This is a genomic window from Mediterranea massiliensis (assembly GCF_900128475.1).
GTDB lineage: Bacteria > Bacteroidota > Bacteroidia > Bacteroidales > Bacteroidaceae > Bacteroides > Bacteroides massiliensis_E.
The window spans coordinates 104,003-127,750 of the sequence record NZ_LT635833.1; the positions used below are offsets into that span (position 1 = coordinate 104,003).

18 protein-coding genes, 1 tRNA gene and 1 pseudogene are annotated in these 23,748 nt (G+C 47.6%); 14 read left to right on the forward strand and 6 right to left on the reverse strand.

Annotated features, from left to right (window positions below; all coding sequences use genetic code 11):
* Window positions 1-516: pseudogene (locus BQ7483_RS01090) on the forward strand (DNA primase); the annotation flags it as partial.
* A 24-nt stretch (window positions 517-540) separates the two neighbouring features.
* Here BQ7483_RS01090 and BQ7483_RS01095 read toward each other — a convergent pair.
* Window positions 541-1,224 (reverse strand): tetratricopeptide repeat protein, encoded by a 684-nt coding sequence (locus BQ7483_RS01095; RefSeq protein ID WP_072544560.1) that lies wholly within the window; start codon window positions 1,222-1,224, stop codon window positions 541-543.
* A gap of 173 nt (window positions 1,225-1,397) precedes the next feature.
* On the opposite strand from BQ7483_RS01095, the gene BQ7483_RS01100 reads away from it, so the two are divergent.
* Window positions 1,398-2,711 (forward strand): MATE family efflux transporter, encoded by a 1,314-nt coding sequence (locus BQ7483_RS01100; protein WP_022020751.1) that lies wholly within the window; start codon window positions 1,398-1,400, stop codon window positions 2,709-2,711.
* 9 nt (window positions 2,712-2,720) lie between these two features.
* Here the strand turns inward: BQ7483_RS01100 and BQ7483_RS01105 are convergent, their stop codons facing one another.
* Window positions 2,721-4,139 carry an ATP-dependent DNA helicase gene (locus BQ7483_RS01105; RefSeq protein WP_022020752.1) on the reverse strand — a complete coding sequence of 473 codons (1,419 nt, stop codon included), beginning with the start codon at window positions 4,137-4,139 and terminating at the stop codon, window positions 2,721-2,723.
* A 113-nt stretch (window positions 4,140-4,252) separates the two neighbouring features.
* Here BQ7483_RS01105 and BQ7483_RS01110 point away from each other — a divergent pair, with 113 nt between their 5' ends.
* The 3 genes from BQ7483_RS01110 to rsmD are packed head-to-tail and all read left to right on the forward strand — an operon-like array spanning window position 4,253 to window position 6,259.
* Entirely contained in the window at window positions 4,253-4,939 is a 687-nt protein-coding gene (locus BQ7483_RS01110) for a hypothetical protein (protein ID WP_022020753.1), read from the forward strand.
* A gap of 16 nt (window positions 4,940-4,955) precedes the next feature.
* A complete protein-coding gene (locus BQ7483_RS01115; RefSeq protein WP_072544531.1) occupies window positions 4,956-5,735 on the forward strand; it encodes a DUF3822 family protein in 780 nt (259 codons plus the stop codon).
* Entirely contained in the window at window positions 5,726-6,259 is a 534-nt protein-coding gene (gene rsmD, locus BQ7483_RS01120) for a 16S rRNA (guanine(966)-N(2))-methyltransferase RsmD (RefSeq protein ID WP_022020755.1), read from the forward strand. The genes BQ7483_RS01115 and rsmD overlap by 10 nt, the downstream gene beginning before the upstream one ends.
* Before the next feature lie 18 nt (window positions 6,260-6,277).
* Here the strand turns inward: rsmD and cls are convergent, their stop codons facing one another.
* The 3 genes from cls to BQ7483_RS01135 form a co-directional block, all read right to left on the reverse strand.
* On the reverse strand, window positions 6,278-7,717 hold the full coding sequence (cls, locus tag BQ7483_RS01125) for a cardiolipin synthase (RefSeq protein ID WP_072544532.1): 1,440 nt from the start codon (window positions 7,715-7,717) through the stop codon (window positions 6,278-6,280).
* 72 nt (window positions 7,718-7,789) lie between these two features.
* The gene (locus BQ7483_RS01130; RefSeq protein WP_072544533.1) at window positions 7,790-10,732 is read right to left on the reverse strand and encodes a TonB-dependent receptor; all 2,943 of its coding nucleotides are present in this window, start codon (window positions 10,730-10,732) and stop codon (window positions 7,790-7,792) included.
* Window positions 10,733-10,833: 101 nt separating this feature from the next.
* Window positions 10,834-11,247 carry a hypothetical protein gene (locus tag BQ7483_RS01135; protein ID WP_022020758.1) on the reverse strand — a complete coding sequence of 138 codons (414 nt, stop codon included), beginning with the start codon at window positions 11,245-11,247 and terminating at the stop codon, window positions 10,834-10,836.
* Window positions 11,248-11,342: 95 nt separating this feature from the next.
* Here BQ7483_RS01135 and aroB point away from each other — a divergent pair, with 95 nt between their 5' ends.
* From aroB to BQ7483_RS01185, 9 genes are all read left to right on the forward strand, one after another.
* Window positions 11,343-12,404, forward strand: coding sequence for a 3-dehydroquinate synthase (aroB, locus tag BQ7483_RS01140; RefSeq protein ID WP_072544534.1), 1,062 nt, complete (start codon window positions 11,343-11,345; stop codon window positions 12,402-12,404).
* Window positions 12,405-12,517: 113 nt separating this feature from the next.
* A tRNA-Pro gene (locus BQ7483_RS01145) sits at window positions 12,518-12,592 on the forward strand.
* Between the two features lie 128 nt (window positions 12,593-12,720).
* On the forward strand, window positions 12,721-13,941 hold the full coding sequence (locus tag BQ7483_RS01150; RefSeq protein WP_072544535.1) for a site-specific integrase: 1,221 nt from the start codon (window positions 12,721-12,723) through the stop codon (window positions 13,939-13,941).
* A 571-nt stretch (window positions 13,942-14,512) separates the two neighbouring features.
* A complete protein-coding gene (locus BQ7483_RS01155; protein WP_072544536.1) occupies window positions 14,513-16,423 on the forward strand; it encodes a hypothetical protein in 1,911 nt (636 codons plus the stop codon).
* A gap of 339 nt (window positions 16,424-16,762) precedes the next feature.
* A complete protein-coding gene (locus BQ7483_RS01160) occupies window positions 16,763-17,782 on the forward strand; it encodes a DUF3871 family protein (RefSeq protein ID WP_072544537.1) in 1,020 nt (339 codons plus the stop codon).
* 86 nt (window positions 17,783-17,868) lie between these two features.
* On the forward strand, window positions 17,869-18,141 hold the full coding sequence (locus BQ7483_RS01165) for a hypothetical protein (RefSeq protein ID WP_072544538.1): 273 nt from the start codon (window positions 17,869-17,871) through the stop codon (window positions 18,139-18,141).
* Window positions 18,142-18,775: 634 nt separating this feature from the next.
* Window positions 18,776-19,126, forward strand: coding sequence for a hypothetical protein (locus BQ7483_RS01175; RefSeq protein ID WP_072544539.1), 351 nt, complete (start codon window positions 18,776-18,778; stop codon window positions 19,124-19,126).
* Between the two features lie 201 nt (window positions 19,127-19,327).
* Window positions 19,328-19,717, forward strand: coding sequence for a hypothetical protein (locus BQ7483_RS01180; RefSeq protein WP_072544540.1), 390 nt, complete (start codon window positions 19,328-19,330; stop codon window positions 19,715-19,717).
* A gap of 306 nt (window positions 19,718-20,023) precedes the next feature.
* Window positions 20,024-20,635, forward strand: a complete 612-nt coding sequence (locus tag BQ7483_RS01185; protein WP_139247488.1) for a hypothetical protein — start codon at window positions 20,024-20,026, stop codon at window positions 20,633-20,635.
* A gap of 722 nt (window positions 20,636-21,357) precedes the next feature.
* Here the strand turns inward: BQ7483_RS01185 and BQ7483_RS01190 are convergent.
* On the reverse strand, window positions 21,358-23,649 hold the full coding sequence (locus BQ7483_RS01190) for a TonB-dependent receptor domain-containing protein (RefSeq protein ID WP_072544542.1): 2,292 nt from the start codon (window positions 23,647-23,649) through the stop codon (window positions 21,358-21,360).
* Between the last annotated feature and the right edge of the window lie 99 nt (window positions 23,650-23,748).

Genomic DNA, 23,748 nt, shown 5'->3' on the forward strand with positions numbered 1-23,748 from the left:
CGCTACGGCGAGCGCGTCATGTGCAACGTGCCCGACGAGGAGGGCAAGGAAATCCCCGTCACGGTCATTGAGTTCGTGGTGGCCGACCTCCAGCAGGACGACCTGGCCTTCCACAACCCGCTGCACCGCCGCATGCTGGCCGAAGCCGCCGAGCACCTGCACGACGAAGGCTTCCGGGCCGAGCACTACTTCGTGGCCCACCCCGATCCCGTCATCAGCCGCCTGAGCACGGAGCTCATCAGCGACCGCTACCAGCTGAGCAAATATCACTACAAGAGCCAAAAGATCGTGACCGACGAAGAACGGCTCTACGAGCTGGTGCCCCTGCTGACCACCAACTTCAAGTATGCCATCGTCGGCGAAGAGCTGAAGCACATGATGCGTGCCCTGCAGGACCCTGCCGTAGCCCACGACGAAGCACAGTGCAACGCCCTGATGAAGCGTTACAGCGAGCTGCGCGAGGTACAGAGCCTCATGGCCAAGCGCCTGGGCGACCGCGTGGTGCTCAGCCTCTGACAGAAGGTATAAATCCGGAAACTTTTAAGGCTTGATTTCCTGCTCGAGCGAATCGATCCGCTCGAGCGTAGAGTCGGCACCGGTCGACGGGAAAAGCTTCATGACATGTTTCAGATAGGTGCGCGCCTTGGCATACCCAGAATCGAATACCTCGGACAAACCGTTCCGGTAGCGGGCATACTGCATGCGTGTGGGCGACGGAATGCGGCGATAGTCGGCATCCAGTTTCTTGCGGGCATTCTCGGCCTTCAGATAATAATAGTTCCCCAAGAAGATGCAGGCCTGCAGATTGTCAGGATCCAGTCCGATGACCTTTTCATAAGTTTCCAAAGCATCGGCCAGCTTGCCCCGACGTACCTCCACATCTCCACAGGCCACGAGCAACGTCACGTCGTCCGGCTTGTGTGCAAGCTGTTCCTTATAAAACAGATAGGCTTTGTCATAGTTGGCGGCATCCTTGAAGCATTCGGCCAGCGAAGCGGCAAAACGGACCGCCAGTTCCGAGGACTTGTCCACGCTGGTCCAGTAAAACATCTCCGCCTGAGAGGTATTCGCATGACAAGCCTGACGGAACAGGCTTTCAGCATATCCCATCTGTCCGGAAGCGATGGCCTCCGGCACCTTCTGCAACAACGCTTCGGCCGTCTGGGCTCCTGCCGCCAGCGGAAGCAGGCAGCAATACAGTAAAAATAAAGTCAAGGTCTTCATAAAGGCATCCAAATAGTCAGTTCAGTTATAGTCTTGGCCCGTCCTCGCGACAAGGCTCCACAAAATTAGCGAGTTTCCATCAGACCGTCAAGCAAATCCTTGAGAAATAATGCTAAATATTGCCGTCGATTTCCGTCGATTCTGCTTACCTTTGCGCCCACCAAGCAAAAAATATGAAAAAGACCGACAGAGAAATACTGGGCATCGCCCTGCCGGCCATCGTGTCGAACATCACGGTGCCGCTGCTGGGACTGGTCGACGTGGCCATCGTAGGCCATCTGGGCGACGCCGCCTACATCGGCGCCATTGCCGTGGGAGGCATGCTGTTCAATATCATCTACTGGATTTTCGGGTTCCTGCGCATGGGTACCAGCGGAATGACCGCCCAGCTGTACGGAAAACAGAGTTTAACCGAGATTGTTCAGATGCTGGTACGAGCCGCGACCATCGGAACGGGTATTGCCCTGGTACTCATCGCTCTGCAGGTTCCCATCCGCGAGGCGGCCTTCCTGATCATCCGACCTACCGAAGCCGTCGGCCGCCTGGCTACAACCTACTTCCACATCTGCATCTGGGGAGCTCCGGCCATGCTGGGCCTCTACGGACTGACAGGCTGGTACATCGGCATGCAGAACTCACGCATCCCGATGCTGATAGCCATTACGCAGAACGTGGTGAATATTGCGGCCAGCCTCTGCCTGGTCTATTTGTGCGGCATGAAGGTAGAGGGCGTGGCACTGGGCACCCTCATCGCCCAATATGCCGGTCTGCTGATGGGTATCGTGCTGTGGATGCGCCACTATGGCTACCTGTGGGCCTCCTTCCGCAGGGAAGGGCTGTTCCGACGGTCGGTTATGAAACGTTTCTTCGAAGTGAACCGCGACATCTTCCTGCGTACCCTCTGCCTGGTGGCCGTCACCCTCTTCTTCACATCGGCCGGAGCCGGCCAAGGGGAAATCATCCTGGCCGTCAACACCCTGCTGATGCAGCTGTTCACTCTCTATTCCTACATCATGGACGGATTTGCCTACGCCGGCGAGGCCTTGAGCGGTAAGTACATCGGTGCCGGCGACCGAGCCTCGTTCTCCACGACCGTCCGGCGTCTGTTCGGCTGGGGAGCGGTCATGGCCCTGCTGTTCACAGCCACCTATGCCCTCGGCGGGCAGGGTTTTCTGAACCTGCTGACCGACGACCCGTCGGTGACCGAAGCCGCCGCCCACTTTTTCGGCTGGGCACTCCTCATCCCCACAGCCGGCCTGGCTGCCTTTATCTGGGACGGCGTCTACATCGGTGCCACCTACACACGCGGCATGCTGCAGGCCATGGGAGTGGCGGCTGCCCTGTTCTTCATACTTTATTATGGCCTCTATCCACTCTGGAACAACCATGCCTTGTGGCTGGCCTTTCTGGTCTATCTGTCGGCCCGCGGCCTGGTGCAAACCGGCCTGAAACACCACCTGTACAGGAAAGCTTTCCCGAAAGAATAAATCCAACGCCTATTCAGTCTGTTCCGCCGGATAGTTCACCAAGTAGAGGGTATCGGTGGCGCGCGTAAAGGCGGTATACAACCACCGGAAATAATCGGGCGTCAGATATTCCTCCGACATGTACCCTTGGTCCAGGAAAACGTTCTTCCACTGCCCGCCCTGCGCCTTGTGGCAGGTGACGGCATACGCATACTTCACCTGCAGGGCATTGTAATAGGGATCGGCCTTCATCTTCTTCATGCGGTCGCGCTTCAAGGGAATGTCGACATAGTCTTCCAGCACGGTCTGGAACAACCGTTCGCTCTCCTCGCGCGACAAGGCGGGCGCATCACTATGAAGTGTATCGAGCAACAAACGCACTTCCAGTTCGGCGTCCTGCCAGTTGGGGAAAGACAACAGGACATCGGCAAAACGGAAGCCATACATCTCGGCGGTACGACGCACCCGGCGCACTACAGCCGTCTCGCCATTGGCGATGAAGTCCAGGTTCTTTTCCTTTTCCGTCCAATAGTAATTGTTCTTGGCCACCATCAGCAGATCCCCGCTTTCCAGTTCCTCTTCCCGCCACAATATCTGGGCACGGATACCGTTGTTATAGATGTTGGCCCGCTTGTTGGAACGACACACGACAATGGTTTCGTCCGTACCGTCACGATCGTAACAGGCTGACAGGGCATCGATCAGTTCATTGCCCGGCAACAGTTTGACGTCGGGGAAACCCGATATCCTGATTTTAGGCAATACGCCCCACTCCTCCTCCGCAATGAGTCGGCGCAAGGCCGTCGCATTCCACAAGATACCCGATTGCTGTTCCTGCCGGACCACCTGGGTCAGGTCTGTCTCCACGACCTCCAGCCCGTAGCCCCTCAAGGCATCGGCGTACAGCGCCGGACTCAGTTCCTCGCCGACGGGAGGCAGCTGGGCCGTATCTCCCATCAGCAACAGGCGGCATCCCTGACCTGAATAGACAAACTGCACCAGGTCGTCCAGCAACCGCCCCGTACCGAACATGGCACCCGACAGCCCTTCGTTGGATATCATCGAGGCTTCGTCCACAATATATAAGGTATGGGTCGTCAGATTGTCGTTCAACGTAAAGTTTCCCCCTTCTCCCGAATAGGCCCGTTCCCGGTATATCTTCTTATGAATGGTAAAGGCCGGATGCCCCGCATACGCCGAAAAGACCTTTGCCGCCCTCCCAGTCGGAGCCAGCAACACGACCTTCTGTTTCAGGAAGTCGAGCGTCCGTACCAAAGCTCCCACCAGTGAGGTTTTTCCCGTGCCTGCATAGCCCCGCAGCAGGAATGCAACATCCGCCTTCGGCGAACAGAGAAACTGAGACAACAATTTTATCGCATTTTCCTGCTCAGGAGTTGGCTGATAAGGAAAATTTTCCTTAATTTGCCTTTCTAAATAGTTATTTATCATTTTCGCCTAAGAAAAAAGTAAGAGGAACTGATGTTTTTAAATTTATTTCTTTTATTTTTGCGGTGCGAATATAACATTACTTACGAATATAATAAACTAAAAACATATTTATCATGAAAACAGTATTTAATATCGTTTTGGCCCTGTGCGCTTTAGTACTGGTTTACATCTGCTATGCCAGTATCATGGGCCCGATTAATTTCGAGAAAGCTGAAAAGAACAGAGAGAAAGCTGTCATTGCGCGTCTGATAGACATCCGCAAGGCTCAGACCGAGTATCGCAACCTGCACAACCAGCAGTACACTCCGAGCTTCGACACCTTGATCAGCTTCGTGAAGACAGCCAAACTTCCTTTCATCTACAAGAAAGGTGAGCTGACTGACAAGCAGCTGGAAGATGGTCTGACTGAAAAGAAAGCCATCAGCATCATCAACAAGGCCAAGAAGACCGGCAACTATGCTGAAGTAAAGAAGCTGGGGCTGGAAAACTTTACTCGTGACACCATGTGGGTAGCTGTCATCGATACAATCTTCCCGAAAGGCTTCAATGCCGATTCGATGAGATACGTACCGTTCGGCAACGGCGCACAGTTTGAAATGGCCATCAAGAACGATACAGCCAAATCGGGTGCTCCTTTCTGCCTGCTCGAAGTGAAGACTCCGTATACTGTTTACCTGAACGGTCTGGACAAACAGGAAATCGCCAACAAGATTGACCTCCAGACCAAGCTGGGCAAATATGCCGGCTTGATGATTGGTAGCTTGGAAACAGCTAACAACAACGCAGGTAACTGGGAATAATCCTTCCTAAGCGTATATGACAGAAACGATTGATTTTACTAAATCAAAGCAATATACATTATCCATCCGTCTTAGTACGGATGGATTTTCTTTTTCTGTACTCAACCCTTTGGAGGACAGCAGCTCCATGCTGACGGACTATGAGGTTGACGAATCTCTTTCGCTGACGGCCAACCTGAAACAGGCATTCAGGAAAGTGGAATGGCTGAGTCTGCCCTACCGTCGTGTCAATCTACTGATGGCCGGCAAACGTTTCACCTTCATTCCGTTGGAATACTTCGAGGACGAACAGGCCGATACCATTTTCTACCATAATTTCTCCCAACAAGAGAATGAAACTGTCCTCTACAACATCCTGCACAAAGACAACATCGTGGTGCTGTTCGGCATGGACAAAAGCGCCTTCAACTATCTGCACGAGCAATATCCCGAAGCCCATTTCTATGCGCAGGCCAGTCCGTTCATCGAATACTTCTCTGCCAAAAGCCGGCTGGGAAACAACCGGAAAATGTACGTAAACCTACGGAAAAGAGCAGCTGACGTCTACGCCTTCGAGCGGGGGCGTCTGCTATTGGCCAATTCCTTTCCCTGCCAGGCTGTTTCAGACAGCATCTATTACATGCTGTACATCTGGAAACAGTTGGGATTCGATCAGGAAAGGGACGAACTGCACCTGACGGGACAACTGGATGACAAGAACCGGTTGCTGCCCGAACTGCGAAAATATATCCGGCAAGTATTCATCACAACGCCGGCCCACCATCTTGACCTTCAAGCCATCACCCTATGCGAGTAATCAGCGGTATCTATAAAAGACGTCGGTTCGACGTACCCCATACCTTCAAAGCCCGTCCGACGACCGACTTTGCCAAGGAGAATCTCTTCAACGTACTTTCCAACTACATCGATTTTGAGGACCATGTCCAGGCCCTCGACCTCTTTGCCGGCACCGGCAGCATCAGCATCGAACTGGTGTCACGGGGGTGCGACCAGGTGGTCAGCATCGAAAAGGACCGCGACCATTATGCCTTCATCTGCAAGATCATGAACGAAGTCAAGACAGACAAGTGCATTCCTATCCGTGGAGACGTATTCAGGTACATCGCAGGAGGACGCGGACAATTTGACTTCATTTTTGCCGACCCGCCCTATGAACTCAAGGGGCTGGAAACCATTCCCGACTTGATTTTCGAACATAACTTGTTGAAGGAAGACGGTCTGTTCGTTCTGGAGCACGGAAAGAAAAACAATTTCGAAACGCATCCCCACTTCATCGAACGCAGAGTATACGGCAGCGTCAACTTTTCCTTCTTCCGTTAAAGCCCTACGGAGTACACACTACAACAAAGGAGCCAGCAAACGGACAAGGCTCTCCAGCGCCTTCCGATGCCATGGCCGCTTGGACCACGTCTTCAGATGCAGTTGAAGGCAGTTGCGCTGATCCTGCAGAAAGATTTCCCTCATCTGCAAAGCGGTTTCCTCACTGTAGATAAAGGCATTCACCTCAAAATTGTGTTCAAAGCTGCGGAAATCCATGTTCGTAGAGCCAACTGTCGACAACTCGTCGTCCGAGACCATCAGTTTGGAATGGAGAAAACCCTTCCGATACAGATAAACCTTCACTCCGGCTGCCAGCACCGTAGCCAGATAGGAGCAGGAAGCCAGATGGGTAATCCGCGAATCAGCCTTCAAGGGTAACATGAGGCGGACATCCACTCCGGCCAAAGCAGCAGTCTGCAAAGCGACAAGCATCGAGTCGGTAGGCAGGAAATAGGGAGTCTGGATATAAAAATACTTCTTGGCACCCAAAATGGCCATCACAAGTCCTTGCATAATCTCCTTCCACGGGCCTACCGGTTCGCTCGTCACAACCTGTATCAATGAAGAACCGTAAGATCCCAGCTTCGGGAAATAGCGTGCCGACGTAATCAGTGTACGATCCACGAAGTACCAGTCCAACAGAAAAGTCGTCTGCAGGCCATGCACAGCCTTTCCCTCAAGAAGCAGATGGGTATCCCGCCAGATGCCCCACGAGAAGCCGTTCACATAACGTTCGGCCAAATTCATACCTCCGATAAAGCCTACCCGACCATCTATTACCACCACCTTCCGATGGTTACGGTAATTCACCTTACTGGTAAACAGCGGGAAACGCACTTTCAGGAAGCCTCTTACCTCAATGCCGGCCTCACGCATCTCTTCAAAGAAACGATTGGGCACGTGCCAGCATCCGACGTCATCATAGAGTACCCGTACCTCTACCCCCTCACGCGCCTTGTCTACCAGTACATCCCGCACCATACGCCCGACGGCATCGTCTTCAAAAATATAAAACTCCAGATGAATGTGCCGGGTGGCCCGCTGCAACTCCCTCAAGAGGGATTGCAACATGGTGCGGCCAGAAGTGTAGACTTCTACCCGGTTTCCATCGAAAGGCAACGACTGATTGGTATTGCGAAAGAGGGAGATGAGACGTCCATAGGCCAAGGGAAGCGTACTGGACGTCTGGGACATATACTCCAGCATCGGTTTCTTCTGCAAGCTGTTATAGCCCTTCTTGCTGATGAGCCGTTCATGTCGCTGGCTGCGTCCGAAAAAGAAATAGAACACCAGTCCGACAACAGGGAGGAACAATAAGACCAATATCCAAGCCAACGTCTTGACCGGATTACGGTTCTCCAGCACAATCACCAGGATAGTGCCCAAAACCAGACCGAAATAAACCAGATTGAAAGCTGTTGTAGCAACCAGGCTTAATATAGAGTTCCAATCAAACATTTGTTTTCCATATTGTTCTTATATGGAAAACAAATGTATGAAAAACATTGGAAATAAACAACAGGAAAGGCATTAGAAACGTCTGCCCGGTCCGCCCATCGGCTGGTGTCTGCCGGGACCGAATCCCGGTCCCATTCGCCTGTCACCTCCAGCCTTGCCTCCGAAGATGTTCAGACGATAGATGAAGTGAAGCATGCAATAGCTGTTCACACCGTTGTACTGGTATACGGAACGACCACTGGCGGTCAACGAACGGGTGATGTTGCTCTGCTGCTGCAGGATGTCGTACATCTCGAAGCTGAGAGTGGCATTCCCCTTCAGGAACGTCTGCGACAACTGGGCGTTCCAGATCAGCTCGTTACGGTTCATGCTGGTATCCGAATAGCCGCGGCGGCTCTGATTGCCCAGGTTGGTGGACAAGCTCATGCCCCAGGGCATATTCACGGTCGTACTGGCTCCGTAGGAGAAGGTATAGGGCTGCTGGTTGTTCGATGGTGTCAGCTTGTCCTTTTCAATCGAATAGGAGAACGTACCGTTCAGTCCGAATTCAAACCAGTCGTTCCGATAAGTTCCGTTCAGGCGTTCGTTCAGAGTCAGGTTGGTGGTCGTATTCTTCTGCTGGACAGCATCCACACCGGTACCTGTGGTCAGGAATCCCACATTATTATTATAGGACAGATTGCTGAACGAACCGATGTTGAACTTCTTGTTCTTCAACGCCGAATTGATGCCGAACATACCGAACGCACTCCAGTTACCGTTGATATTCTCCGGCTTCGTTACCCATCCACCGGTTGACGGATTGTACGTACGCGAGTTACTGATGCTGTTTTGCGTCATCTGCAGGTTGACGTGCGAGAAGATGCCCTGCTGACGGTCTACATTATAGGTATTGTAGAACACGCGCAGACTGTGGTTGAACGAAGGCTTCAGGTAGGGGTTACCCATGGTAACGTTCAGCGGATTGGAGTCATCGGTCACATCCAGCAAGTTTTCCATACCGGGCTGAGAACTACGTCCACGGTACGTGACGCGCAACTGGCTCACCTTGGAGAAACGATATCGGAAGTCCACGTTCGGTGCCACATTGAAGACGTTACGCACGGCCAGCGTATCCATTTCGCCTTTTTTGTAACCCAAGGATGTCTTCTGCGGTTCCAGATCTGCGCCAATACTCAACTGATACTTCTGACGGATGAAACGCAGACTGGGACTAAAACGATGCGTATAAGTTCTGTATTCTGCAAACTTGCTCAGGCTCTGGTCATAACCGTCTTCGTAGTCTTCGGGCAGCATCTCGCCGAAGTTCCAGTTCTCACCCAAGTCATAGGCCTTCTTGTCACTCTTACTGTAACTGTAATTGAAACGGTAGCGGAACTGCAGGAAAGTAGCTTTCCAGAGTGGTTCGCTGTAGGTCAGTTCCAGGCTGTAATTATATCCGTTGGTCGGAGTTGTCATGTAACGGCGGATGATGTCCTCGGGAGTCACCGTTCCGTCTTCGTTCTGCTGGAAGTATCGGGTATTGGAAGCCGTATATTGTGTACTTTCCGAATCGTCGTACCCCACCGTACCGCGGAAGGTGATATTACGACCCATGGAATTCAACTTGCGGTTGACCTGCAAGGTAGCGTCGGCCGACAGGGAGTTGCCGTCGCTGCTCGACAGATTGTTCGACGTATTGACACGGATGTCCTTCAACGGGTCGTCCACCCCGTTGTCACTGAACTCTTCGCCCGACAGGTCCATCTTGGCCAGCGAAGTGATGTCCAGATAGTCATTGGGATTGGACACTACTGCATAAGGGTCACTGTTGAAAGTTCCCGACTTGGCATCCGACGTGCTATAAGTCTTTCCCCAACTGAAATTCGGACGGAAGATAATATTGGTCAACGTGTCGGGCTTCCACTCCATGCGGAAGTCGGCACGGAAATCCTTGCTTCCACTGAGTGTCTTGGTCCGCGAGTTGTTGAACGACGACGAAGCGCCTCCGGTCAGGAAGTTTTCCGTATATCCGTCGCTATAGGAATCATTGCCCCGATAGTTATAGCGCACACTGCCGCCCAACTCTATTTTCTCTGTTTCGGTAGCAAAGTTCAGTCCCAGTTCCTTGGTAGCCGTCAGACCGTTGTTGCGTCTCCAGCGAGGACCGCCGCCACCGCCCGAGAAACCCTGGTCGTTCACGTTGTTGGCACCGGCGATGAGCGATACCTGCGTCTTGTCATAGAAGTAGTTCACCATCGCGCGCCCCATGTAGCGGTCTTTCGTTCCTCCGGCCAGGTCGATATTGCCAAAGACGCCCTTATTCATACCCTTTTTGACGGTCAGGTCGAGTACCGTTTCTTCCTCGCCGTCATCGATACCGGTGATACGGGCCAAGTCCGACTTCTTGTCGTATGTCTTCAGCTTCTCAATCATATCCACCGGCAGGTTCTTCAAGCCGGTCTTCACGTCTCCGCCGAAGAACTCCTTGCCGTCCACCATGATTTTGGAGATATCCTTACCGTTGATTTTCACGTTACCGTCGTCATCGACCTCGGCTCCCGGCAACTTCTTCACCAACTCCTCGAGCATGGCACCTTCCGGCGTACGGTAGGCCGACGAATTGAAGGCCACCGTATCTTCCACCACCTGTACCTGGGGGGCCTCGGCCACGATGACAGCCTCGGCCAGCATGATGGCATCAGACTCCAACGTCAGAATCCCCAGACGTTTGTTGGGAGCCGAAGCGGTCAGCTGCAAGGGCACGTACTTGGTTTTGTATCCTATATAAGATACCTTCATCACGTACTTCCCGCCTCTCACCTTGGGAAGCGTAAAAGCTCCGTTTTCCGAACTTGCGGCACCGGTCACGTATGCGCTGTCGGGCAACGACAACAACTGGATGGTGGCCTGTGCGGCAGGTGCCTTGGTATCGTCTTCCACCAGACGGCCCGAAACCGTAATGTTCTTAGTCTGTGCAAACACCGACAGGATTGCCGCCCAAAGCAACATTGTCAGTACTAAAATCTTTCTCATCTGTGTCTATTCTTTCTATGTAAAACGTCAATATAACATGCTTTCCGTTTGACGGCAGACACAGAGAAAGGTTTAATCGGGCACAGGCACATTTTAGCATTTTATCGACTATTCCGCTTAAACAATCGATCAACGGAAGATTTTTTAAGACCAAATTCCAGACAAAGCACGTTCATGATCAGGAATATCAGAAAAGACGAACTCTCTACGGTCGCAATGTCTCCTTTGGCCACCCGGTAGAGCATGGTGCCAAAGATATACAGCACGGTCAGGAACATGGCATTGCGCACAGCACGGTTGCGCACCTTTTCCGTCTCGGCTGACTCGTGCCGGCTCAGCGCGAAGATAATCATCAGCGCCCCCAGCATCATGAGCAGCTTGGAACACTCCTTGTAAAACAACAGGTTGGCATCGGTCACCCGCCCCATCATCAACATCAGGAAGGGAAGAAACAGAGCCAGGGCAATGATGAAATAGCCCAACGGACGACAATACACAGGCAGCAGTGCTTTCATAACTTTATTCGTTTTTTTGTTCAACAATACACGCGCAAAGATACGCCTTTCGAAGATAAGTCCTATCTTTGTCCACAGAAAAAAGCAGATACAACATGAGCAAACAAGAAGTTATCCTGTGCCGGGAGCTGGAAAGCAGCCTGGCACAAGCCGTCGACCGCTGTCCCCACGACAAGCTGTTCATCCTGACCGACGAGCATACCCACCGCCTGTGCCTGCCCCGCATCCAAAACCTGCCGGCACTCGAAGGAGCGGAAGAAATCGTCATCGGAGCCGAAGACGTAAACAAGAATCTGGAAACACTGGCCTCCGTATGGCAGGCCCTGAGCAGCCGGGGAGCCACCCGCCACTCGCTCCTCATCAACCTGGGTGGGGGCATGGTGACCGACCTCGGCGGTTTTGCTGCCGCCACCTTCAAGCGCGGCATCAACTATATCAATATCCCCACTACCCTGCTGGCCATGGTCGACGCTTCGGTAGGCGGAAAGACGGGCATCAACTTCAACGGGCTGAAGAACGAAATCGGCGCCTTTGCCCCAGCCTCCAGCGTCCTGCTCGAAACGGAGTTCCTGAGCAGCCTCGACGCCCACAACTTCTTCTCCGGCTATGCCGAAATGCTGAAGCATGGCCTCATCAGCACGCCCCAGCATCTGGACGATCTGCTGGCCTTCGATACCGACCAGCCCGATTATACCCAACTGAAGAAGCTGGTGGGCCAATCCGTACAGGTCAAGGAAGACATTGTGGAGCAAGACCCCAAGGAACATGGCATCCGCAAGGCGCTCAACCTGGGACACACCATCGGCCATGCCTTCGAAAGCCTGGCCCTGGCCGAGAGCCGTCCCGTGCTCCATGGTTATGCCGTGGCGTGGGGCCTGGTGTGCGAGCTCTACCTGTCGCATCTCAAGACCGGTTTCCCCAAGGAACGTCTGCGCCAGGTCGTCCAGTTTGTCCGCCAGAACTACGGTGCCTTCACCTTCACTTGCCAGCACTACGACCGGCTCTACGAACTGATGCTGCACGACAAGAAGAACACGGCCGGTGTCATCAACTTCACCCTGCTGAAAGACGTGGGCGACATCTGCCTCAACCAGACGGCCGACAAGGATACCATCTTCGAAACGCTCGACTTCTATCGGGAATGCATGGGCCTGTAAGGGCTCTGCCTCCCTTCAGGAGAAGCCTGCCAGCAAATATTTGCACTTTCTCCGAAAAAAACGCCCATATATTTGCAGATTCAAAATAAAGCCGTACCTTTGCATCCGCAATTCGGGGTGTAGCTCAGCCCGGTTAGAGTACGCGTCTGGGGGGCGTGTGGTCGCTGGTTCGAATCCAGTCACCCCGACTGGTGAAAAAGCATTGATAATCTGATGATTGTCGATGCTTTTTGCTTTTTAGACGGTTCTCGTAACTGTGGTGGTTGACGTGACGGTTGACTTGTAAAAGTCAACCAAGAAGTCAACCGTAATTTTAATGAAAGTATCAATTTCTGTAATCTGTTACAAGCATAAAGTGCTTGCTAATGGAGAATCACCATTAATGGTAAGAATAGCCAAAGACGGAAAACGTACCATGAGGAGTTTGGGCATATCTGTGAATCCTCAACATTGGGACTTTGACAAGAATCAACCTAAATCGAATTGTCCTAATAGAAATCAAATCAAGCAGATTATTCTGAAAACAGAAATGGATTACCAATCTAAAGTGCTTGATAAGGAAATCAAAAATGAAGAATTTACTACACTATCTTTAATTGACGGGCAGAAAGAAGAAATCAAAGCCCAAACGGTGGAAGAGTTCTACCTGTCTTTAATAAAAGAGTTGAAAGAGGACGGTAGGATAGGGACAAGCTATGCTTACCTCAATTCGTACAGAACACTAAAGAACTTCAACAAGGGTAAAAAGTTAAATTACACCTTTAGCTATATTGATGTAGAGTTTTGTAAGAAATTTGAGAAATGGATGCGCAGGAAAGGCAACAACGATGTTACCATAAGTTATCAGTTCAGAAGTCTAAGGGCTGCATTTAACAAAGCTATTGAAGCCAAAATTGTCAGCAGGGATAAAACTCCATTCATTGAATACAAACTAAGTCGCTTCAATACCAAGACAGCCAAGAGAGCGTTATCTAAAGATGATATTCTTAAAATTATAGATGCAGATTGCAGCCATGCAAGCGAGAGACGACAGTTTACACAAGATATATTTACGTTCTCTTATTTGTGTGGTGGAATTTCATTTGTAGATATAGCCCACTTGACAGGGACAAATATAGTGGAAGATAGATTGCTTTATAAAAGGCAAAAGACGCATGGAAGCATAAACTTGATGCTGACAGATAGAGCCAAACAAATTATTCAAAAATATAGTTACTATCAACAGCAGACAGGCTATTTGTTCCCCATATTTCATAACAAGCGTCACGTTACACCTATGCAACAGAATAATAGGGTGCATAAAATTTGCCACCAAATCAATACAGAATTAAGGGCATTTGCAAAGGAATTAGGCATTACAGCAGAAGTCACCACCTATGTTGCAAGGCATTCATTCGCTACAATTCTAAAGAAGTCAGGAGTGAATATCGGCATTATATCACAGGCATTGGGACACCAAGATATAAAAACCACGCAGATTTATCTAAGCAAATTTGATAACGAACAAGTAGATGAAGCGATGAAAAATTTGCTGTAAAACCATTGCAATTTAAAGCAAATTTTCTACCTTTGCATTAATTCTACAACGTGGTAGAAGATTCGGGCTAAGGACTTAAATAAGTCCTCCTGTTTTTAAGAAGAATGGTTTTGCGTGAAGTACAGTTATCAAGCGGATAACCCCAAAAGAAACCGTTCACCATAAGAAGTCAGTCAGCAATTAAATTCTACTGCATAAGTAGCGACTTCTGTAACCAAGTTTTACGGGATGATGATTCTCGAAACTTACCGTTAGACATATCTTGTTCAGACCTTGTAAGGTGGAGTGTGTCTAATTGTAAAGGAACTTGGTTGCAGGAGTTTTTTATTTATGCAGCCTTAGTCCAATTGTTAAATTTTAAATTCTTGAAAGATGAAAAAGAATTTGAAAGACCGAGCAATTGGGCTGAACCACCAATCGGAGCTTGCCAAGTCGGTAAGGGATAAACGGTTTACAGAATTTACAATTTTATATGTGGCTGGACTTCTCTTTTCGGGAGAGGTAACAAAATGGCAAAGCCCATATAACTGCGATTTTTTTCAAGTTTGTTACCCCTTAAATCCGATGCACCATGAATAAGGAGAAAGAGCTGAAAGTGGAAATGCTGAATATCCACAAGGGGGAATATTTATCGGAAGCCCTAAAGAGACAAGGCTACTCCATGCTGCCAAGCAATGCCATTATTAATAAGGTAATGACAGGCGCAGGAGCTACCTACATGGAGTTGGACGAAAAGTTAAGTCCGAGAAGTTCTATCGTGGTCGAGCCGTTCAAGTCTTCGGTGGAGAACAAGGCACAGGTTTTTGTCAAGGCGCAAGGAGTATGCAAGGGCGTAAGTGACAAACGGCTTGCCGCTTACCTTAGAAATTCCGCTATCGCACACAAGAAGATTGTCACTACTCCCGAAGGGTTTGAAAGGGTACTGAAAGTGTCCGCGAATTTGAGGATAGATATATATAGCAGCTTCTTTTTCCTGTTCGATGAAGCCGAGCATTTAACGGAAGATACAGGTTATCGCAGAAGCATATCCGCCCCGATGAGGGAGTTCTTCAAGTTCAAGGATAAAGCCCTTGTTTCAGCCACACCGCTAAAACCGAGCAAATATACTTTGGCGTTGTTTTTAAGGAATCGTTTCAAGTGGATAGAAGTCAAGCCCGACTATGACTATCGGGAGGATATGACTTTGATAACAACCCGTAGCTTTTACAGATGCGTGACACAGGAAGTAAGTCGATTGTTGGAAAACGGTTCTCCTCATGTTTGCATTTTCTACAAGACAACGGAGGGAATCTGCAATATCGTGGAAGCCTTGTTGAGAAACGGAATAATAAATGAATCGGATTACAAGGTGTTTTGCTCGAAAGAGAGTGCAGACGAACTAAAAAGCCGATTTTTGGAACACAGCACGGACAAATTGGAATTGCCTTTGAAAAAAGTAAATTTGTTTACTTCACGATTCTTCCCGTCAATAGACATCAACTTGGCAAAGCCTTGTGATGTTCTGATTCTGTCAAATTATGACCATGTGAAACATACTTTAATCAATCCGTTCACCGAAACCATTCAATGTCAAGGCAGATTCAGGCGTACATTCTCCAACGGGAAAAGGTACAATTCGCTTACGGTCATTGCTTCCATTCCGAACAGGCTGGAGGTTCAAACCGAAGAGGATATTGACAAGGATATTCGGACAAGGATAAAATGCTATCGGGCTATTTACAGGGAAAGAATGGAAGATGAAAATCCCGAATATTTCGACAGGGAATTGAAGCGTATGCGACTGAATGAGGTTCTTGATTCCAAGAAAAAGAATTTGGATAGGTTCTCCATAGAACAACTGCTGCTTGACGAGCAAGTGAAAGGATATTACCAATCTGCCGAAACACTTAGACAGGCTTACGAAGCTACGGGATATTTTAATGTGGACTTTCAAGCTGAACAGGAAGAAGTCGGCGAGGATGACATTCACAGAATCAAGGCTGCCAAAGCAAAGGAAAAATACCAGCTTATCATTGCCACATTAGAAACAATAAAAGACAATGCCGAAGCAATGCGCATATTTCGGGCTAAGTGCGTGGAAGAAGAATGGCTTATTAAGGCTTACTTCAAATTAGGCAAAGCGACCATAGAACAGCAACGATACCTAAAAACGAAAATAGAGAAACTACTGCTGCAAGCCGAACAGGAAGAAGCCAAGCAGAAATTAGAAAGTGTGGAGTTCTTATTGGATATGAAGAATGAATTTGAGGCTGAAACGGGTAACGGTTCATACATTCCCGTACAAGGCATACTTGACAGAATTGCATCCTTGTTGACCGCCCACGGAATCACTTACTCCCGATACGGGGATGGCAAGAAAGGGACAATGTGCAAGCTATCCAAACCTCTTATCGATAAATATTTTGATATGGATTGCAGCAATCGGAATGGAGCAAGCGTGAAGTTGAACAGGTTCAAGGATGAATTATTGAATCAACATTAAACGAAGTGCGGGCGGCGCAGCCGACCGGCACTTCGTGCCGTCCGACTGCACCTCCTTTTTAGCCCCCTCTCACCAAGCAAAAGAAAAATGGAAATTGTCAGAAAGCTGCCCACCCTGCCAACTTGATAAATTCTATTACCCAATCTGCCCTTATTGATTGACTTGCTAACGAGTAACACAATACAGCATAAACGTAAGATAGTCTAACTGTAATAACACTCAAAAGTAATTCAGCGAATTGTAGTGAAGCATAAATCGTAATGGAGCAATCCAAAGCGGTATGGGCTTTGCCAATTCCAAAGTTAAATCAATCAATAATCATTTAAACAATTTATCATTATGAGAAATTTAGTTATCATGCCAGCTATGGCAAACAAGCGTGAGAGAATGAATTTGGGTGAATTTGCAGAAGAAGCTACCATTATCATGGACGAACCTGTAAGACCTGCCAACCATTTCATTGAAGCCAACACGCAGGAAGTGACCTTGCATCATTTGAAACATGACTGCATTACTCCCGTGTTCGCCAAAGACAATGAACTGACCATTAACCATGCCGCATTTGTGGAAACCATACAGGAAGCGGCACAGTCTTTCTTTAGCGGTGAAACCGTAGGACAGGCAGACATTCGTGTAAGTCACATCATTAAAGGCAGAATCCCTGAAGCTATCCATAAGCCAGCCAACCAACTTTTGGAATCTGACAAGACTATCTACTATGAAAGGGCGGCTTTCAGCATTGACATTCCAACCATTTATGAAACTATTGGAGGGAACAAGCTGAACTTATCTATCGTAGGTGTGAGAGCTTACAATCAGATGAATCTTTATAGCAAGAAAGTCCCTGAATTGTTCCGTCTTGCACTTGGATTTAAAAATACCGTTTGTTGTAACATGTGCATCTTTACGGACGGTTACAGGGATGATTTGAGGGCAAGCAACACCACAGAACTATACCGTGCAGCGTTGGAACTGTTTGGGAACTATAACCCAGCCAAGCATCTTTATCTGATGCAGCAATTAGGCGACACTTCCATGAGTGAACATCAATTCGCACAGATATTAGGCAAGATGCGGCTTTACCAATGCTTACCGACAGGCTATCAAAAGGCATTGCCAAGAATGTTGCTTACTGATACGCAGATTAACAGCGTAGCCAAAGCATACATCAATGACGAGAACTTTGGCAGCTTTGGAAGTGAACTTAATATGTGGAAATTTTATAATTTGCTCACGGGTGCAAATAAAAGTTCATACATTGATTCATTCTTAGACCGTTCTTTAAATGCCACTGAAATGGCTTTAGGAATCAATGCAGCTTTACATGGGGATGAGCGTTACAAATGGTTCATTGATTAAATGGGCTTATTGATTGAGAGAGGAAAGGGCAGCTATTCAGTTAGTTGTCCTTTCTTTATTTCTACTAACTTCTAAAATTTATAATTATGGATAAACAGATAGATAAACTTATAGGACATATTAGAGATTTAGAAAGCCGTTTGGGAGAGGTTGATAACAACCTTAGATATATAAAGGTGGTACAAGCATTGAAGCATTCCTTAGACAAATTGGATAATATGCTTAGAAACAACCAAGAATTGCAACGTAAATACCAAGCAATATATCTAAGCTACTTCTATACAGGTTGCGGATTCTCCTTTTACGACAGGGTGTGCAACTCCATATTAGATTACAAATATGGTAACAGACCATTTTAAGCAATACCATATATAATAAGGTGTGAGAAAGACATTCAGCAGGAGGAAATCTTGCAGACTTATGACTGTTTGAGCCTCTAATATTAGGAATTTGAAGCTTAGGAATACTTGAAGTCTATAAATAAGGGTAGGTAACAAATTGAGAAATTCTGTCTTTATAAGGGGATTTATCATTTTGATACCTGCCCCAATTTATAAAGTCAAGGTGTAAATATAGCCCATTTTATACCAGTATATATGCTTTGGAGCATGTAGAACAGGATTTATTCCAATATGACGATACTTATTCAATACCTTTCGTTATCTTTGCAACCAATTTCAGCAACCCATTGAGTTGGGAAGCCGAAAGGACATATTATTAACGAAAGGTGTTATTGAAATTATCTTCCGCTAACAAATTCTCGCAAAATTTGAAACGGTACGAAGATGATAGCAATAGCACCCACACTTGGATATATACTTACCTTATGTCTGTAAGGTTTCTATATACCCTTTGGTGTGGGTCGCTATTGTTTTATCCGTACCAAAGGCAATGCGAGAAGCCAGTTAGCGAGATAAAACAAATAGTGTTCCCACACCTTTTTATTTTAACAGCTTATCGTAGGGAACAGGTAGGCACATAACTTTTATAACAATGAAAGTTACTCATACAACTCATTTTATTACGCCGCCAACGGAACTTTCAGGCAGACTGTCTGCATTAGCCGCTGTTGCAGCATTTGCTAACGCTTTAGGACTTACAGACTTGTACAACCAAGCCAAAGATGCTTACCACAAATTATCAAGCCAATGGGATACCCACGCACAGGCACAGGCTAAAGCGCAATCACATACTACATGGTTGGGCGGTGGAGATACATATCTCGCACATCGCAGCAACGAATGGGAATGGGATTACAAAGTTTGGAATGAAATAGCTAAATCATATAACAATAATGAGCTACAAAACTCATTAAGAAAGTACTTGGATATACTGAATAAATAGATGCGTCATGTTTACAATAGAGTTTAAGAGAAAATATAAGCACTTCAAGTTTGATAGTAATGATTATGAAGCTATTAATCCAACCATTAGATGAGAAACTGTTTGTGGTGGATGATAAACGGCAACTACATTTGCACAAAGTTTATAGTAGCTCAAATAAAGTGGATAGATTTCTTTCAAAATTCTTAGGATAATACAGATATGAAATTAAATAGATTATTAGCAGCCTCTTTATTGGTTGCATTAAGCATGGGATTTGTTTCCTGTGGAGATGAGGTTACAAATGAAATAATCCAACAAGAACCTGATAATACATTGGATTTATTGATTGGTACTTGGCAGGGAACAGGTGAAGCAGAGGGTGAAACACTTACTTTTAACAAAGACAACACCTATACAGAGCAGAATGAGAGTTATACTCAAAATGGTACATTTGAATACTTCCCTAACAGATATATGTTTGTTACCTACTATACAACTGATTGGGGAGAAGAGAATACTATTTATACAGTAGTTAAGATAACAGAAGAAGAACTATACATTAATGATAACGGACATAGTGATATAGTAATTTATAAGCGTAAACAATAAGTTATATTAATTCATTAGATAAGGAAGCAGCATTTGAGGAAACTCTTATGCTGTTTTTCTTTCATCGTAAGTTAATCTTTACTACCTTTGCAGTACAAATAATGTGTTCTTTGGTTTAGTGTACATTGAATTATTAGACCATTAGCAGCAAACGCTTGATTGTGCATAAGAGCATTTTTAAACGTTACAAGTCCATATAACAATATTCATACGAGTTGTGAGAACAGTTAAGAGGTGGAATCGTGGTCTGTTGATAGGCACATATCATAATCTAAATAGATAATTAAACAATTAATTAAAAAGATTATGAGAAAAAACGAAAGTTCAAGGAGAATGTTCGATAGAACTAACTCCTTTATTATTGCATCAAATCAGGTGTCTAAAATCTCTAATGAAGAGATTGTTAAACACTTAGTAGAGGGACTCTTATTTTGTAGGGTTATATATTCTAAGGCGTTTGATGCTATATGCGATAATATTGAAAACTTAACTAAGGTTGAGTTTGTAAAAGTTACCGTAAATAGAATGGAGGACACTTCATTTAAGTTGGACTTTGAGAAAGTTACCTCGCTGAATGAATTGGCTAAATCATATTTCATCATTTATGATGTCAATACTGCCATAGCTGCATACATTTGCAAGGCGACCAACTCTAACCTATCAATAAATCCAATCTTTCGTAGGTTAAGTTATATTAATCATTTGTTGGATATAATCGGGAAGGAAACACTTCCATTAAATCCGAAGATTATAACAATACCTGACGAAGAAACTTTAGATACTTTACGGGATGAATATGACCGTAAGCAAAAGGAAGCTATGAATATAGACCTTACAGGCTACGTAGCTGAATCGACAGAGGATGTCAGATATAATCTCTTATCTGATGATGTTGAAGAAGCTATCATTGTAGAATGATTAAAGTTGGAGGAATTTAGAGATAACTCTAAATCAAAGTAACGCAAGTTACATAATGTACATGTCCGAGACACATTATTTGTTCTTACCCAATCAGGAAAAATACCAAACAGCACGGTCTATCTACGCTTAAAATCATGCTAATCATATTTAGAAAAACAAAACGGCATTTGAGAGAACTCTTATGCTGTTTTTTATGCGGGTACAAATGTAAGATATTTCTTGCTTTATAAAGGGATTATCGGATTCATACCCCAAGCATCAAATATTGCAATTCTATTGTCTGTGTGAAGCGGAATTATTATATTTGTAATGTGGTTTTAAACCACAATGAGATTATTAACTTTATTATTAATTCATTCTTGGTTGTTGGCTACAAAGTCAACCATAAAGTCAACCAATAGTAAAAGAGAATCCTACAATACTGATAATCAAAGATTATTACGCTTTAGAGTACGCGTCTGGGGGGCGTGTGGTCGCTGGTTCGAATCCAGTCACCCCGACTGGTGAAAATGAAGGAGTTAAGTCGTTGACTTGACTCCTTTTTCTTTATGATCCTACAATAAATCTACAACGGATCAAGGATCAATCCCTTTCTTTAAGCTGGACAAAGCAATCGTTTAAGCTGGAGAAAGCAGCCGTTTAAGCAGGGAAAAGCATTGCTTTAAGCTGGGCAAACGACTGCTTTAAGCTGGGAAAAGAAACGGTTACTCCCGACCGGCTCAATAACCGAAGCGCGACGTATCCACTTCTTTGTGCTCCTTTGCCTTGTAACCTCCGAATTTATAGGTAAAGGACAGGGAGAAGAAACGGCTGTCCGCGTGCTGGCTTATCTCGAACCGCTGCCCCCTGTCGTTCACACGGGCATCGGGCATCGCGCTGTTGAACAGGTCGTTGCCCGTCAGCCGGACTTCGGTTTTCTTGTCGGCAGAAGTCCATTTCAGTCCAGCATCGACTTTCCAGATGGAGGACAAATCATAATTCCCCTGAACGGAGGGGCTGACATACAGGCCGTTCAGCTCCAGACTGATGGCAGGCTTGGAGGACAGACGGAAGGTATTGTTCAGCATCACGACTCCTCTCCAAACGCGGTTGTCGAAACCGATGGCGTGATAGTCCCGACAGACATCCCTGAAATAGGAGCCGTCCAGCGTGAGGCGGGAGTTCCACACGTTGCCGACCGTGAAGGGCAGTATCACCGAAAGGCCGAAGTTCTGTTCGTAGTCGTAATTCACCGTCTGATAAATCATCGTCAGTTCGTCGGGACTTTGATAGGCCAACTGGTCGAACAGGTCCTTTACATGGGTATAGTACAGGCTGAAGATGTATTTGCTTTTCAGAATGTAAGTCAGGTCGGCGGTATAGTCTGTCGAGGGGCGAAGGGCGGGATTTCCCACCACTTTGGCATAGCCGTTGAGATAACTCGTGGCGTCCTGCATGCTCCAATAGTTGGGATAAGCCTTGTCTGATGAAAAAGAGAATTGGAAGATGTGCGAAGCCGACGGCACATAGTTCAACTGCAGGGAGGGATAGACAGCCCAGCGGTCGTAACCGGCCAGGCGATAATATTCCCCGGCTACGGACAGAGAGAACGACAGACGCTCGCCAAAGGCTTTCTCCAGTCCGGCATAGAAGTTGTAAGTCCGTTCGTCCAGTTCCGTATCCGAGTTCAGTGACGACATGTCTTCTCCTTCCTGAGAGTGATAGAACTGGAAACTTTTCTCGTTGGCAAAAGAAAAGTTGATGCCGTAGTTCAGGCTCCAATCCTGGGGCAGGACATGCGTCTGGCCTGCATAGACATTCCAGCGGTTGATGCGCTGGCGACTATCAGCCAAAAACTCCTGCTCAACACGACCTGCCCGATTGCTGAACTCCTGTACGCTCGGATAGGAATAACAGGTATAATCCAGCCCGACATTCATCCCCCAACGTGCCGTATAGTCGAGGTTGAAGTTGTGCATCTGTTCGTCTCCCTTGCGGACGTTGGACGACTCCGACAAGGTGCCCGTCGAGTTTTCAACCGTTTTGATGTTGGGAGTGACGGCTGCCGTATAGGCCATATTCAAATGATCGTTTTCCGTTATTTGATAATCCAAAGAGGTACGGATGTTATGGGTCAGATTTCTCCTCAAGCCGGTGTTGTATTGCTCCACCTCGTGTACCACGCCGTCCAGCATATGGTGGGAGATGAAATCGTAGCCCGTCCTCCGTCTGGTATAGTCGGCCGCATAGAGCACATCTGCCGTCACCTTCCGCCCTCCGAAAGAAAGGCTCATGCGTCCGTTGCCCTGCGCATAGTGGGCTTGCGTGAACCCGGCTCCAACTTCCCCACGCAGGAAAGGTTCCTCGGACTTCCGATTCTTCAGCACCAGGTTGATGACTGCCCCCCGTACACGGTATTTGGCCGGTGCGCTGTACATCACTTCCGCCTTCTCCACGCTGCTCACAGGCGTACTCTTCAGCAGATTGGCCAGTTGTTCGCCCGACATGGACGACGGGCGACCGTTCAGTATCACCGTCACACCACCCGCTCCGATCAGACTCAGGCTTCCGCCCTGCTCCAAGACTCCGGGCAGGCGGGTCAGGACTTCGTAAGCGTTGCTTGCCGTCGTCTTTTCGGCCAGGGCTTCCACGTCGTAGGTCAGGGCGCCGTTCTCGGCCTTCACCAGGGGGCGTTCGGCCCTGACCACCACTTCATCCAAAGCATAGGCTCCCTGTTCGTCCATGGTCACCGTGCCGACATCGCCTGCCGCGTCATAGTCCTTCACCACACTCTTGTAGAGCAGGTGCTGGAAAATCAGGCGATACCGCTTCAACGTCCGATGGAACACAAAGCATCCCAATGAATCAGTGGTCACACCGTCGACAAACACGGAGTCCGGTGTCTGCATCACTACCGTCGCACCCTCTATCGGCTGCCGGTCCTTATCCGCCACACGTCCTTTTACCTCCTGCGCCGCCAGTCGGGTGGCTGCCACCATCAAACTTATTGTCAGAATTACAATCTGTTTCATAAAGCATTCATTCTTTTTGTTTTCATGCCGCAAAGTAACGGCCTTTATGGCAGAATGCAGGTTATGGCCTCGTTATGCTTTCCTTATATTATTGTTAGA